Origin of the sequence: Aestuariivita boseongensis (genome assembly GCF_001262635.1) — a bacterium.
In the GTDB taxonomy this organism is placed as follows: Bacteria; Pseudomonadota; Alphaproteobacteria; order Rhodobacterales; family Rhodobacteraceae; genus Aestuariivita; species Aestuariivita boseongensis.
In genome coordinates, this window is the sequence record NZ_JXYH01000002.1 from 131,115 (window position 1) to 145,036 (window position 13,922).

Below are 13,922 nucleotides of genomic sequence, written 5' to 3' on the forward strand. Positions count from 1 at the left end.
GCCATGGGTGGCGCGCGGTCGATCCGGTCGGCAATTCTGGCTTGCGGTATGGGGGTCTTCAGCGCCCAGGCCGGGCTGGCGCAGGCCCCGCTGTCGATCATCGACTGGCTTGAGACGGAAGATCCCGCCGCCACGCAGACCGATCCCCCGGTCACCGAAACCGCGCTTCAGCCCCAGATCGAGGTGCAGACGCTCGACGCCCCTGACGCACCCGTGGGCATCGTGCCGTCATCGGTCACCGGACTGCCCGTCGATCTGTGGCAGGGCAGCGATCCGCAGGTTCTGACCCGGCTGATTGCTGCCGCGCCGGTGACGGAGCACCCCGCGTTGCAGGCGTTGCTGTATTCGCTTCTTCTGACCGAGGCGCAGGGCATTCGCGACGATGACAGCTTGCTTCTGGCCCGCATTGACCGGCTTCTGGATCTGGGCGCGATTGACCCCGCAAAGGCCCTGGTCGAGGCAGCTGGCCCGGCCAGCAGTGCCGATCTGTTCGCGCGCTGGGTCGATATGGCGTTCCTCACCGGGAACGAGGATGACGTCTGCGCCGTGTTGGCCGACACTCCCCATCTGGCGCCCGACCGTGCAACGCTGATTTTCTGCGTGGCCCGGCGGGGCGATCTGAACCGGGCGACGCTGCTGTTCGAGACCAGCCTTGCGCTGGGTGAGCTGCGCGAAGAGGTCGCGCCCGCGCTGGACCGGTTCCTGCATCCCGAGCTGTTCGAAGACGCCGCCCCTCTGCCACAGCCGCGCGACCCCTCGCCCCTGACGTTCCGGCTGTTCGAGGCGATTGGCGAACGGGTGCCCACGGCGTCGCTGCCGCGCGCCTTTGCGGCGGCGGATCTGCGCGACGTGGCCGGCTGGAAAGCGCAGCTGGAGGCGGCCGAGCGGCTGGCGCGCACCGGCGCGATATCGTCGAACACGCTGCTTGGGTTTTACACCGAACGTCTGGCCGCCGCCTCGGGCGGGGTGTGGGACCGGGTGTCGGCCCTCCAACGGCTTGAGACAGCGATCGAGACGGGCAGCGCCGATGCAGTGGCCAAGACGCTGCCCGATGCCTGGTCGCGGATGGGGCGTGCCGGGTTGGCGGTGCCCTTTGCTGATCTTTTCGCCGAAAGCCTTGCGCCCCTTGGCCTGCCCACGGGCCCGGCCCGTGACCGGGCGGTCGAGCTGATGTTGCTGTCGCCCGCCTATGAGACACTGGCGCGCGCGATCACCCCGGCTTCGGAGGACGAAGCCTTCTGGCTGGCGCTTGCGCAGGGAGAACCGGGCGCGGCCCCGTCGCCGCTTGCGCGCGCGATTGCAGAGGGGTTTCAGACTGCTCCGAACATGCCGCAAAGCCTGTTCGGAAAGGCCCTTGGCGAAACGATCCTGCGCGCCATCGCGCTGTTTGACCGTGGCGCGGACGGCAATCTAGACGATCTGACCACCGCGCTGACCGTGTTCCGCGCGCTGGGGCTGGAGGATGTGGCGCGCCGCGCCTCGCTTCAGGTGCTGATCGGTCAGGAGGGTTAGGCCCATGCCGTCTGACATTCAGTGGATTTCCACATTTCTGGACGCGCAGGCGGCTGAACCGGGCGCCGCAACCAACACGCAGCTGGCCTATGGGCGCGATCTGAAGGATTTCGCGGACTGGCTGGCCGGTCAGGGCAGCGGCTTTGCCAGCGCCGACCGCGATCAGGTGGAGGCCTATCTGATCCATTGCTCCGATCAGGGGCTGGCCAAATCCACCCGCGCGCGGCGCTTGTCGGCGATAAAGCAGATCTATCGCTTTGCCTTTGACGAGGGGTGGCGCGGCGACAATCCGGCCATCCAGATCAAGGGACCGGGCCGCGAAAAGCGCCTGCCCAAGACGCTGGACGTGGCGGAGGTTGACCGGCTTCTTACCGCCGCGCGGAACCATGGGCGGTCCAAGGCCGACAAGCTGCGCAACACCTGCCTGATGGAAGTGCTGTATGCCACCGGCATGCGCGTGTCGGAACTGGTGGGCCTGCCGGTGTCTGCCGCACGGGGCGATCCGCGCATGCTGTTGATTTTGGGCAAGGGCGGGAAGGAACGCATGGTTCCCCTGTCGCCCCCCGCGCGCGAGGCGCTGGCGGCCTGGCTGACCGAACGCGACACGGCCGAGGAGGCCGCGCTGGCCAAAGGCGGTGTGCGGTCCCGGTTCCTGTTCCCGTCGCGGGGCAAGTCGGGCCATCTAACGCGACACCGGTTCTATCTGCTGATCAAGGATCTGGCGGTTGCGGGCGGGGTGTCACCCGAAAAGGTCACTCCGCATACGCTGCGCCATGCCTTTGCCACGCATCTTCTGGCCAATGGGGCCGATCTGCGATCGATCCAGACGCTGCTGGGACATGCCGATGTCGCCACGACCGAGATTTACACACATGTGTTGGAAGAACGGCTGCAGAAACTGGTACTTGAACATCACCCCCTGGCCACCCAGGTCGACCGCGACAAGGGCTGACGCAAGGGGCACAGGCCCGCGCGAAATCGCGGCCCCCTCTTGATCGGGGGCGTGGGGATGCCCATAACCAGCCCAATGCAATTGACAAGGATGACCTGACCACCAATGGAACCTGCAACCGACGCGCTTGCCCAGGCCGCAAATACTGGCACTTTGGACAGCGCATTCTGGATCACCTGTGGCGTGATCCTGTTTCTTTTGGTGATGTCGGGGTTTTTCTCGGGCTCGGAAACGGCGCTGACGGCGGCCTCAAGGGGCAAACTGCGCAGCCAGGCCGACAAGGGATCGCGAGGCGCGGAGCGGGCGCTGAAGATCACCGAGGATAATGAACGCCTGATCGGGTCGGTCCTTCTGGGCAATAACCTTGTGAACATCCTTGCGGCCTCGCTGGCGACGGCGCTTTTTACCAAGGTGCTGGGCGAAAGCGGCGTGGCGCTGGCCACACTGGTGATGACGCTTCTGGTCCTGATCTTTGCCGAGGTGCTGCCCAAGACCTATGCCATCACGAATGCCGAAAAAGCGGCCGCGTTGGTGTCGGCCCCCATTGGCGTGGTGGTGACGCTTTTTGCGCCGGTCGTATCTGCGGTGCGCTGGTTCGTGCGCGGTGTGCTGCGCCTGTTTGGCGTGCAGACCGATCCTGACAGCCACATCATGGCCGTGCGCGAAGAAATCGCAGGCGCGCTGACGCTGGGCCATTCCGAAGGCGTGGTCGAAAAGGAAGACCGCGACCGTATTCTGGGCGCGCTGGACCTGTCGGAACGGTTTGTGGAGGAAATCATGCTCCACCGTTCGAATATCGAAATGATCAATGCCGACGACACGCCCGAGGCGATCCTTGAGCAATGTCTGCAGTCGAACCATACGCGCCTGCCCGTCTTCAAGGATGATCCAGAAAACATCATCGGCCTGATCCACGCCAAAGATCTGCTGCGCGCGATCAACAAGCTGATCGGCGGGCCGGACGGCGATGCCAAGGAACTAAAGAACTTCAAGATCACCGATGTGGCGATGCCGCCCTATTTCGTGCCGGAAACCACCACGCTGGACGACCAGATGCGACAGTTTCTGCGCATGCGGACCCATTTTGCGCTGGTGGTGGATGAATATGGCTCGCTTCAGGGTCTGATCACGCTGGAGGACATCCTGGAAGAAATCGTGGGCGAGATCACCGATGAGTTCGACCCCGACGCCGAACACCCTGTGTTGAAGGGCGAAGACGGCAATTACGTGGTCGATGGCGCCATGACGATCCGCGACCTGAACCGCGCCACGGATTGGAGCCTGCCCGATGAGGAAGCCAACACCATCGCCGGTCTAGTGATCCATGAGGCGCAGATGATCCCCACCAAGGGGCAGGTCTTTTCCTTCCATAACTTCCGGTTCGAGGTGCTGGACCGTCAGGGCAACCGGATCACCCAGCTGAAAATCAGGCCTTTGTGATCCCATGGTGGCTGTGGCCCGCTGGTTCGATGCGATCTTCCTGGATCTGGCGCGGCAGATGCGGTGGTCGTTCCTGCCGCCGCTGATGGTCTATTTCGCCTTTGGCGCGTCGGGCCTGACCGCGATCGTGGGGACGTTTTTCGTCAAAGAATACCTCGATGTCTCTGCCGCGTTCCTGGCGGGGCTTGGGTTTTGGGCGGGACTGCCTTGGGCGCTGAAGATGCCGCTGGGCCATCTGGTCGATCTGATCTGGCGCTGGAAAGGCTGGCTGGTGTGGCTGGGGGCGGCGCTGATGGCCTGTTCGTTCCTGATCATGTACGGGCTGGCCTCCCGCACGCCTTGGATGGCGGAGGTTATGAGCATGACCGCCTGGTATGTGCTGGCGGTGCTTCTGGCCCCTTGCGGATATGTCATTCAGGACGCGGTGGCCGATGCGATGTCGGTGGAGGCGGTGCCCGAGATGGATGCCGAGGGCACTCCCCTGCCCCAGGACGCGCTGCGCGTGCAACACACAACCATGCAGACCCTGGGTCGCGTCGCGCTGATCAGCGGGATCAGCATTGTGGCGGCGGTAAATATCTATCTCTTCGATGGGGTTGAGGCGTTGGCGCAGGCGGAGAAGGAGGCGGTTTACGCCCGCATCTATCTTTTGGCGCTGGTGTTGCCGGTGATCTCAATCTCCGGCGTGGTGCTGGCGGGGATCATGGCGCGGGGCCGCGTGCGGACGCTGGTGCGCGCCGGGATGGACCGGGCGGAAGCGGTCGCACAGGTCTTTCACAACCCCGAGCAGGTGAAGGCGAACCACTGGTATTTCACCGGCGGCGCGGCTTTCGTGGCGCTGACACTGGCCGTGGGGCTGAGCGATGTGCCGTTTTCCCAAGAGATCGTGTTTGCAGGGTCGATGACCGTGGTTCTGCTGCTGATGCGCCAGCTGATCAAGGCGCTGGACCCGGCGCAGGCGCGGGTGCTGGCGGGCACGGCGATCATCATCTTTGTCTTTCGCGCGATGCCGGGGCCCGGGGCGGGGCTTACGTGGTTCAATATCGATGTGTTGGAGTTCGATCAGCAGTTCCTGTCGGTGCTGTCGCTGCTCACGGGGCTATTGACCTTGGCCGGGATGATCATTCTGCGACCGCTGATGGCGCGGCGGACGATTGTCTATATCATCATCCTCTTGACCATCGCGGCGGGCGTGCTGTCATTGCCCAATCTGGGGCTCTATTACGGCGTGCATCACTGGACAGCCGCGATGACGGGCGGTGTGGTCGATGCCCGCTTCATCGCGGTGCTGGACACGGCGATTGAATCGCCCTTGGGACAGGTCGCGATGATCCCGATGCTGGCCTGGATCGCGCGCAATGCGCCGGGGCATTTGAAGGCCACGTTTTTTGCGGTGATGGCGTCGTTTACCAATTTGGCGCTCTCGGCCTCGCAACTGGCGACGCGATACATCAACGAGGTGTTTGTCGTCACACGGGAGGTGGTGGATCCGGCCACGGGACTTGTGACCGTGCCCGCGGATTATTCGCAGTTGGGCTGGCTGTTGATTTCCGTGGCCTCGGTCACCGTTGTGGCGCCGCTGATTGCCATCTGGATGGTCCAAAGCTCGAAACTGCGCACCAACGAGTGATCGGGGGCCAAGGCGTTTCGAAACGCCTTGGGCGCTTAGGCCCGAAGCTTTTCGCCTTTGGGATCGAAGGGCGGCACGTGCAGAATACGGGCTTTGTGCGGACGGCCCAGAACCATGACCTCTACCTCGTCGCCCGGCTCCGCGCCCTTGATGTATCCCATGGCCAGACTCATGCCGACAGAGTAGCCGTAAGCGCCTGAAGTCACCCTTCCAACCCCTTGACCATCCTTGAAAATCGGCTCCCCGCCTGTGGCATCGGCGTTGGAGGCTGTGACGTCGGCCTCATCAAGGGCGAGCAACATCAACGCCTCTCGAGGGGCGTTTTGCATCACGGTTTCGGCGGCGGGTTTGTTGAGGAAGTCCTTGTCCATCTTGCACAAGCGATCCAGACCTACTTCCTGCGGCCAGTATTCGGGGCTGTATTCCCGGCTCCAGGAGCCATAGCCCTTCTCAACCCGCAAGCTCATCAACGCGCGGGAGCCGACGGGGCCTGCGCCGAACTCCTCGCCCGCATCGAGCAGGGCTTGATAGAGGCGGGTTTGGTCTCCTTCCGCGCAGTGCAGTTCCCAGCCCAGATCGCCGGTGAAGGACACACGCAGCGCAAGGCAGCGGACACCGGCCAGATCGATCCAGGAGCTGCGCATGAAGGGGAAATCCGTCGTTGCCAGAGAGGTGTTGGTCAGGCGCTGCAACATCTCGCGCGATTTGGGACCGGCGACGTTGAAGCCGCACATGGCATCGGTTTCAGAGGTGAAACTGGTGCCCTCGGGCAGCGGTACAGCCTTGAAGAACCGCTTGTGATACCGTTCGGCCATGCCCGATCCGATAATCCAGAATTCGTCTTCGGCCAGCCGCGTGACGGTGAAATCCCCCGCGATCCCGCCGCGCACGCCGATCAGGGGCGTCAGGCAGGACCAGCCCACGGATTTGGGCATGCGGTTTGCGAAAACCGCGTTCAGCCAATCCTCAGATCCGGGGCCTTTGCAGCGGTATTTGGCGAAGTTTGAGATGTCGATGATGCCTGCGGTGTCGCGCAGCATCCGCGCCTCGGCCCCCACCACGTCCCACCAGGGCTGGCGGGTGAAGCCTGCGCTGTCGGGCACGTCGTGTGAGAAATAGAGCGGGTGTTCCCAGCCGTAGTTCAAACCAAAGACCGCGCCTTTGTCCTTTTGCAGGGCGTACGCGGGACGCGTGCGCACGGGGCGACCGGCCTCGCGTTCTTCGCCCGGAAAGTGGATCTTGAAGCGGTGGGCATACTGGTCGCCCACCCGCGCCTTGGTGAAGGCCTTACCCGCCCAAGGCCCGAACCGCGCCATGTCCCAGGCGAAGAGGTCCATCTTCGGCTCGCCCTCGATGATCCATTCGGCCACAGCCTGCCCCATGCCGCCCGATTGCGAAAAGCCGGGGATGATGCCGTTGCAACAGAAATAGTTCGAGAGTTCCGGCACGGGGCCAAAGAGCACGTTCGAATCCGGTGACCAGATCATCGGGCCGTTGATCACGCGTTTGATCCCCGCCTCGCCCACGGCAGGCACCCGGTCTATGGCGCGCATCATGTTGTCTTCGATCCGCTCCAGATCATCGGCGAAAAGCTCATGGCCAAAGCCCTGCGGTGTGCCGTCTTCGGCCCAGAGGCGGTAGTCTTTTTCATAGGCCCCGACCAAGAGGCCCTTGCCCTCCTGCCGCAGGTAGTATTCGCCGTCGCGGTCGGCCACAGATGGCAGACGGCGGTCCATCGCGGCGATTTTGGCAATGGTTTCGGTCACGAAATACTGGTGTTCGGTGGGCTGCAGCGGCAGCTCGATCCTGGCCAAAGCCGCCACTTCGCGGCCCCAGAGACCGGCGGCGTTGATCACCCACTCACAGGCGATATCGCCCTTTTCGGTGCGCACAATCCATGTGCCGTCGGGTTGTTGTTCGGTCCCTGTGACGGGGCAGAACCGGATAATCTCGGCCCCGCGCTGACGCGCGCCCGCCGCATAGGCGTTGGTCACGCCCGAGGGGTCTACATTGCCGCCATCGGGTTCCCACATGATGCAGCGGATGCCGTCGAAGTTGACCAGCGGGTGGAGGCGTTCGGCCTCGTCGCGCGAGACCTCATGGAAGTTCATCCCGTAAAGCTTGGCCTTGGCCGCTTGCAGGCGCAGCTGGTGTTCGCGCTGCTCGGTCTGCGCCAGATAGAGAGATCCGGGTTGGAAGACGCCGCAGCCCTGGCCGGTTTCGGCCTCCAGCTCTTTATAGAGGTTCATCGTATAGTGCTGGATGCGGCTGATATTGGTGCTGTCATGCAGCCCGTGGATGTTCGCGGCGGCGTGCCAGGTGGAACCGGAGGTCAGCTCGTCCCGCTCCAGCAGCACCACATCGGTCCAGCCCAGCTTGGTCAGGTGATAGAGGATCGAACATCCGATAACGCCGCCGCCAATCACGACGGCCTGAGCGTGGGTGCGCATGGGTTTGCCTTTTCTGACGCTTCGCTGCCCGCCACCTTGGCGCGGAAGCACAGTGTTCACTTGTGCAATGGCGACATGTTCTGTCGCTTGCAAACAGCCCGGGCCCTGAAAACATTGAAGGGTGGATGCGCTTTGTCGTCCCCCTTTTTGCTGGAGATCCACGTGAGGTGCTTTTGGCGGGCATGGTCTGGGGGTATTTTGGGCCAGAAAGAAGCAAGCGACAGCATCTGTCGTTTTCGGGCGGCCTTCTTCCGGGTTTGACTGGCTAGGACTGCTGTAACGCGGAAAAGAAGGACAAGCGCGATGAAAACCACCACCCAAGTTGTTGTGATCGGCGGCGGCGTCGTTGGCTGTTCGGTTCTTTATCACCTGACCAAACTGGGGTGGTCGGATGTGATGCTGGTAGAGCGGTCCGAGCTGACGTCTGGATCGACCTGGCACGCGGCGGGCGGGTTTCACACTCTGAACGGCGATACGAATATGGCCGCTCTGCAGGGCTATACGATCAAGCTGTACAAGGAGCTGGAGGAGATCACGGGGATGTCCTGTGGCTTGCACCATGTGGGTGGTGTGACGCTGGCGGACAATCAGGACCGGTTTGACATGCTGGTGGCTGAACGCGCCAAGCACCGGTTCATGGGGCTGGAGACGGAGATTATCGGGCCGGAAGAGATCCGTAAGGTCGCGCCCATCACCAATACCGACGGCATTATCGGCGCGCTTTATGATCCGCTGGATGGGCATCTGGATCCGTCCGGCACGACGCATGCCTATGCCAAAGCGGCACGCATGGGCGGGGCCACGATCGAGACGCATTGCATGGTGCGGGAGATCGTGCCGCGCAAGGCGGGCGGGTGGGACGTGGTGACCGATAAGGGCACGATCCAGACCGAACATGTGGTGAATGCCGGTGGCCTTTGGGCGCGCGAGGTAGGCGCGATGATGGGGGTCTATACGCCGCTGCATCCGATGGAGCATCAGTATCTGGTCACCGATGAGATCCCTGAGATCTATGAGCGTCACAGTGAACACCCCCATGTGATGGACCCGGCGGGTGAGAGTTACCTGCGGCAGGAGGGGCGCGGGCTTTGCATCGGGTTTTACGAACAGCCTTGCAAGCCTTGGGCGGTGAATGGCACGCCGTGGGAGTTCGGGCATGAGTTGCTGCAAGACGATTTCGACAAGATCGCGGATAGTGTGGATTTCGCCTATAAGCGCTTCCCCGTGCTGGAAAAGGCCGGGGTGAAATCGGTGATCCACGGGCCGTTTACCTTTGCACCTGACGGGAACCCCTTGGTCGGGCCGATCCCGGGCAAGCCGGGGCTGTGGTCGGCTTGTGGGGTCATGGCCGGGTTTTCGCAGGGCGGTGGCGTGGGCCTGATGCTGGCGCAATGGATGATCGACGGGGAATGCGACCGCGATGTGACGGCCATGGATGTGGCACGATACGGTGATTGGATCGGGCCGGGATATACGCGGCCCAAGGTGATCGAGAATTACCAGAAGCGGTTTTCCGTGGCCTATCCGAATGAAGAACTGCCCGCCGCGCGGCCGCATCGCACGACGATGATGTATGACATCTTTTCAGATCTGGGCGCGGTCTGGGGGCATCAATACGGGCTGGAGGTGCCCAATTACTTTGCCCAAGGGGCGGAGCCGGATTTTGAAACGCCGTCCTTCCGCCGCTCGGACGCGTTTGACGCCACGGGGCGTGAGGTGCGCGCGGTTCGGGAAAGCGTCGGCATCAATGAGGTGCAGAATTTCGGGAAATATCTGGTGCGCGGTGATGAGGCGCGGGCCTGGATGGATCGGATTTTCGCAGGCCGTGTGCCCGCGCCGGGGCGCGTGAGCCTATCGCCGATGCTGTCGCCCAAGGGGCGGCTGATTGGGGATTTCACGATTTCCTGCCTGTCGGAGGAAGAGTTCCAGATCACCGGCTCCTACGGAGCGCAGGCGGTGCATATGCGGTGGTTTTTGCAAAATCTGGCCGGTGGGATCACGGTCGAGAATGTCTCGGATACGCGCACCGGATTTCAGATCGCGGGGCCAAACGCGCGGAAACTGTTGGAGGCGGCAGTGGGGCGTGACCTATCGGATATCCGCTTCATGGATCTGCGTCGCCTGACCGTTGGACAGGTGGAGTGCCTTGTGCAGCGGTTGTCCTACACCGGTGATCTGGGGTTCGAGATCTATTGCGACGCGATGGATCAACGTCGGTTGTGGTGGACCTTGTGGGAGGCCGGTCAGCCCTTTGACATCATCCCATTTGGCATGCGCGCGATGATGTCGCTGCGGCTGGACAAGTTCTTTGGCTCGTGGTTGTCGGAGTTTTCGCCCGATTACACGGCGGCGGAGACGGGGCTGGATCGCTTCATTCACTGGAAGAAAGACGCCGATTTCATCGGCCGCGCGGCGGCAGAGGCCCAGCGGGCCAAGCCCCCTGCCCGGCAGCTTTGCGCCTTTGAGGTTCAGGCCGATGATGCGGATGTGCATGGGTATGAGCCCATCTGGCTGGATGGTGCGGTGCAGGGTTTTTGCACCTCGGGCGGGTATTCGCATTGGGCGGGCAAATCCATCGCACAGGGGTTCGTACCAACCGAGCGTGCCAAACCGGGGCTGGAGGTCGAGATCGAAATTCTGGGCCACATGCGCAAGGCAACCCTGATCACCGAGCCGCTTTTTGACGCCAATGGCGGGCGGATGCGCGGTTAGGGCTTTTCCTTGCGCGGCCAAGGGTTAGGCTGCGGGCCATGGATCTTCCGGTGATCATTCTGGCGGCTGGAGCCTCGTCGCGCATGGGCGGCGCGGACAAGCTGTTACAGCATGTCGATGGCCAGCCGCTGCTGGCCCGCCAAGCACGCTTGGCCTTGGCTGTCACCGATGGGCCGGTGATCGTTGCTTTGCCACCTGCCCCGCACCGCCGGCACGACGCTTTGGCCGATCTGCCTGTAGAAATCTGCTCTGTGCCCGATGCTGCAGAGGGGATGAACGCCAGCCTGCGCGCGGCTGTGGCCGCGCTGCCGCCCGATGCGCCGGGCTTCATGCTGCTGCTGGCCGACCTGCCGGACCTTTATGAAGACGATCTTCGCGCGGTGCTCGGCGCAGTCGATTATTCGCAAATCACTCTTGTCTGGCGCGGCGCGACCGAAGATGGCGCGCCTGGACATCCAGTGGTGTTTCACCGTGATCTGATCCCGGCCTTCGCCAGTTTGACCGGCGACAGCGGGGGGCGCGAGGTTATCGCCATGGCCAAAGGCAAGGTCCAGCTGATCCCCCTGCCCGGCCAGCGCGCGCGGCATGATCTGGACACGCCCGAGGCCTGGGCCGCCTGGCGCGCAGCAAACCCCACCCGCATATGAGAAAAGCGAGGCAGTCTCCCGCCTCGCTTTCCCGTATTCCGCAAGTCTTAGCCCCCTATCCTTGCGGAGGCTGCAACTCTTAGCTCATCACAAGGAACGCCTCGTGACGCTTGAGCGACCGGCGCGCGGCCGTGTAGGCGTTGACGCCTTCCACTGTGGCCAATTCGGGGAAGAGCTCAAAGATCTCTTCGCGTTGCTCGTCACCGATCCCGGCCAGCGAATGATCGCCAGGCTGGAAGCTTTCGGTCCAGGCGCCATCCGACAGGACCACTTCGTGATGATCGAACATGAAGTGGATATAGGTGACAGTCGGTACCTCGGCCCAGTCGATGCCCGGCTTGCCCACCAGATGCTTGGCCGCGACCAGCACTTCGCTTTCGTCGAAGTAAAGCGCCGTCTTGTCATTGGCCACCAGCACACGGTGGTTCGGGGACACCATCATGTCCCGTTCCGGCAGACCGCCACCCAGAGCACCCTGACGGATCAGAACCGGCTGCATGTGACGGGCCGCATTCATCTCGTCGCCCGAGAGCGTGCGGGTGCCCAGCCAGCGGATCTCCTGAATGCCGTTGTCGCGGGTGATGACCTTGTCGCCCACTTCCAGCGCTTCGACCAGAACCTCGCCACGCGGGGTGGCAATGCGGGTGCCGGGGGTGAAACAGGGGATGACCCGTTCGATATTGGTGAATTCCAGCGTGCCGGTCTGGTTGCCATCCGCATCGCGGAAGAACACCGTCCCGTTTTCCGGGTTCCCTTCGTCCAGCACCACGTTCAGCGAGCCGCCGGGGTTCGAGTTCTCGGCCGCACCGGTCAGATCCAGCGTGTCGAAATCATCGTCGGGCGAGTTGGTGAAGCCTTCACCGCCGTCTACGATGTCACCCTCGTTCAGGTTGACGAATGTGTCGCGGTCATCGCCGCCCAACATGTCATCCTGATCGATACCGCCGTCGATGGTGTCGTTGCCAGCGCCACCCACGATGGTGTCGTTGTCGTCCTCACCAAAGATCAGGTCGTCGCCATCGCCGCCGTCAATGATGTCTTGCCCGTTATCGGGGCGCGGATCGGCCAGATCGCCGGGCAGGTCGTCAGGAATATTGGTGCCATCGGGGAAGCCCGGCCCAAGACCGCCATAGATGGTGTCATTGTCGTCGCCGCCCAGGATGGTGTCGGAGCCTTCGCCGCCGACGATGAAATCCTCACCGGTGCCGCCATCGATCAGGTCGGCATCCAGACCGCCATTGATGTCGTCATTGCCGGATTCGCCGAAGATGACATCGGCGTCGTCCCCGGTCGAAATCGTGTCATCGCCCGCGCCGCCAAAGACGGTGTCCAGATCATCATCGGGGATCGGGTCGGCGGGCACTTCGGGCAGGCCCTGATAGGACGGGAAGCCCAGATCCGGCAGGCCGGAGGCAGGATCGGCATCGGTGTTGATGATGTCATTGCCGTCACCGCCAAAGACCTCGTCGCGGCCTTCGCCTGCTTCGATCGTGTCATCCCCGCCGCCTGCGATGATGATATCGTCATCGGTGCCGGTGCGCGGGAAGATCGCGTCGCCGCCATCAACCACATCGCCATTGGGATCGCCGGTGTAATCCCCGTCGATCAGCGCCGCGTCATCGCCATTGGTGACGATGCCGTCGGGCTCGCCTTCGGGCGGGTTGGTGATCTTGGCGTCATAAACGGCGACATAGTCGATCTTGCCGTCGAAATACTTGATGAAGTTGTCGGGGATATTGTCGCCCACCAGCGTCTCGTCCACGTTTTCACGGGCGCCGAAGGTGAAGCTGGTGCCGTCATTGTCACCGATATCCATGTTCACGCCTGCCGCCGTGTCGACCTGGTAATCGGTCGCCTGCGTCAGGTTGTTGACGATGTACTGACCGCCCTCGGTTTCCGACCATTCATAGGTCACGCGCACCGTGTCGCCCACATCGGCAAAGCCAGCGCCGGTGGTTTCCACGATGGTCACACCGTTCGAGATATGGGTGACCTGCACCGCGCCGTCATAGGTGACCTGGATTTCGAAATACCCTTCGGAGGCGCTGTCGAAAAACTCGCCCCGGTTCACAACCGACTGGAACGCGCCGATGCTGTTGTCGTTCTGGGTGAACTCGGTGATGATCGTACCTTCGGCCAGGTCAAAGGGATCATCATTGCCGCCCACATCGAACCGTTCGGGTTCGCCTTCGGTCACCAGTTGATCGCCCACGGCAGCGGCCCCGCCCACGAAGGTGCCGTTCTGCGCGAACCCGTCATCCAGGCCGGTATCTGCGTTCTCGCTTCCGTTCAGGAAGTCCCACAGACCGACCAGGTTCGCCGCGTAGGGATCGTTGAAATTATTCGCCATCGTACTCTCCTTACGGCACCCAAGGATGCCATCCGCTCACGGCGGATCACTTCGTTCCCGAGCAAAGCCTGAACCGGATGCGCGAAGACGCATGTCTTCGGGATCGGTTCCGGAAAAGAGAAGAGAAAGCACACCTTTAGCGGGCAAGGCCGACGCCTTGCTTGCAGGTTGCAGCTGCACTTTGTGACGGCAGCGCTGCGCTCACATCTCTCTTGCATTCCCGGATGCA

Annotated in this window: 8 protein-coding genes; 6 read left to right on the forward strand and 2 right to left on the reverse strand. The window is 62.8% G+C overall.

The features are described 5' to 3' along the window. Positions 1-3 precede the first annotated feature (3 nt). From TR61_RS01640 to TR61_RS01655, 4 genes are all read left to right on the forward strand, one after another. Complete coding sequence (locus TR61_RS01640) at positions 4-1,512, forward strand: hypothetical protein (RefSeq protein ID WP_050927800.1); 1,509 nt, start codon at positions 4-6, stop codon at positions 1,510-1,512. 4 nt (positions 1,513-1,516) lie between these two features. Beyond that, a complete protein-coding gene (locus tag TR61_RS01645) occupies positions 1,517-2,464 on the forward strand; it encodes a site-specific tyrosine recombinase XerD (RefSeq protein WP_050927801.1) in 948 nt (315 codons plus the stop codon). A 105-nt stretch (positions 2,465-2,569) separates the two neighbouring features. Beyond that, entirely contained in the window at positions 2,570-3,904 is a 1,335-nt protein-coding gene (locus TR61_RS01650; protein ID WP_050927802.1) for an HlyC/CorC family transporter, read from the forward strand. A 4-nt stretch (positions 3,905-3,908) separates the two neighbouring features. After that, a complete protein-coding gene (locus tag TR61_RS01655; protein ID WP_050927803.1) occupies positions 3,909-5,534 on the forward strand; it encodes an MFS transporter in 1,626 nt (541 codons plus the stop codon). Between the two features lie 35 nt (positions 5,535-5,569). On the opposite strand, the gene TR61_RS01660 is transcribed toward TR61_RS01655, so the two are convergent. Then, the gene (locus TR61_RS01660; protein ID WP_050927804.1) at positions 5,570-7,984 is read right to left on the reverse strand and encodes a GcvT family protein; all 2,415 of its coding nucleotides are present in this window, start codon (positions 7,982-7,984) and stop codon (positions 5,570-5,572) included. Between the two features lie 303 nt (positions 7,985-8,287). On the opposite strand from TR61_RS01660, the gene TR61_RS01665 reads away from it, so the two are divergent. Both TR61_RS01665 and TR61_RS01670 read left to right on the forward strand, forming a co-directional pair. Beyond that, complete coding sequence (locus TR61_RS01665) at positions 8,288-10,696, forward strand: GcvT family protein (RefSeq protein ID WP_050927805.1); 2,409 nt, start codon at positions 8,288-8,290, stop codon at positions 10,694-10,696. 38 nt (positions 10,697-10,734) lie between these two features. Then, on the forward strand, positions 10,735-11,343 hold the full coding sequence (locus tag TR61_RS01670) for a nucleotidyltransferase family protein (protein ID WP_050927806.1): 609 nt from the start codon (positions 10,735-10,737) through the stop codon (positions 11,341-11,343). Positions 11,344-11,422: 79 nt separating this feature from the next. Here TR61_RS01670 and TR61_RS01675 read toward each other — a convergent pair whose 3' ends face one another. Beyond that, on the reverse strand, positions 11,423-13,693 hold the full coding sequence (locus tag TR61_RS01675) for a Hint domain-containing protein (protein ID WP_082181796.1): 2,271 nt from the start codon (positions 13,691-13,693) through the stop codon (positions 11,423-11,425). Between the last annotated feature and the right edge of the window lie 229 nt (positions 13,694-13,922).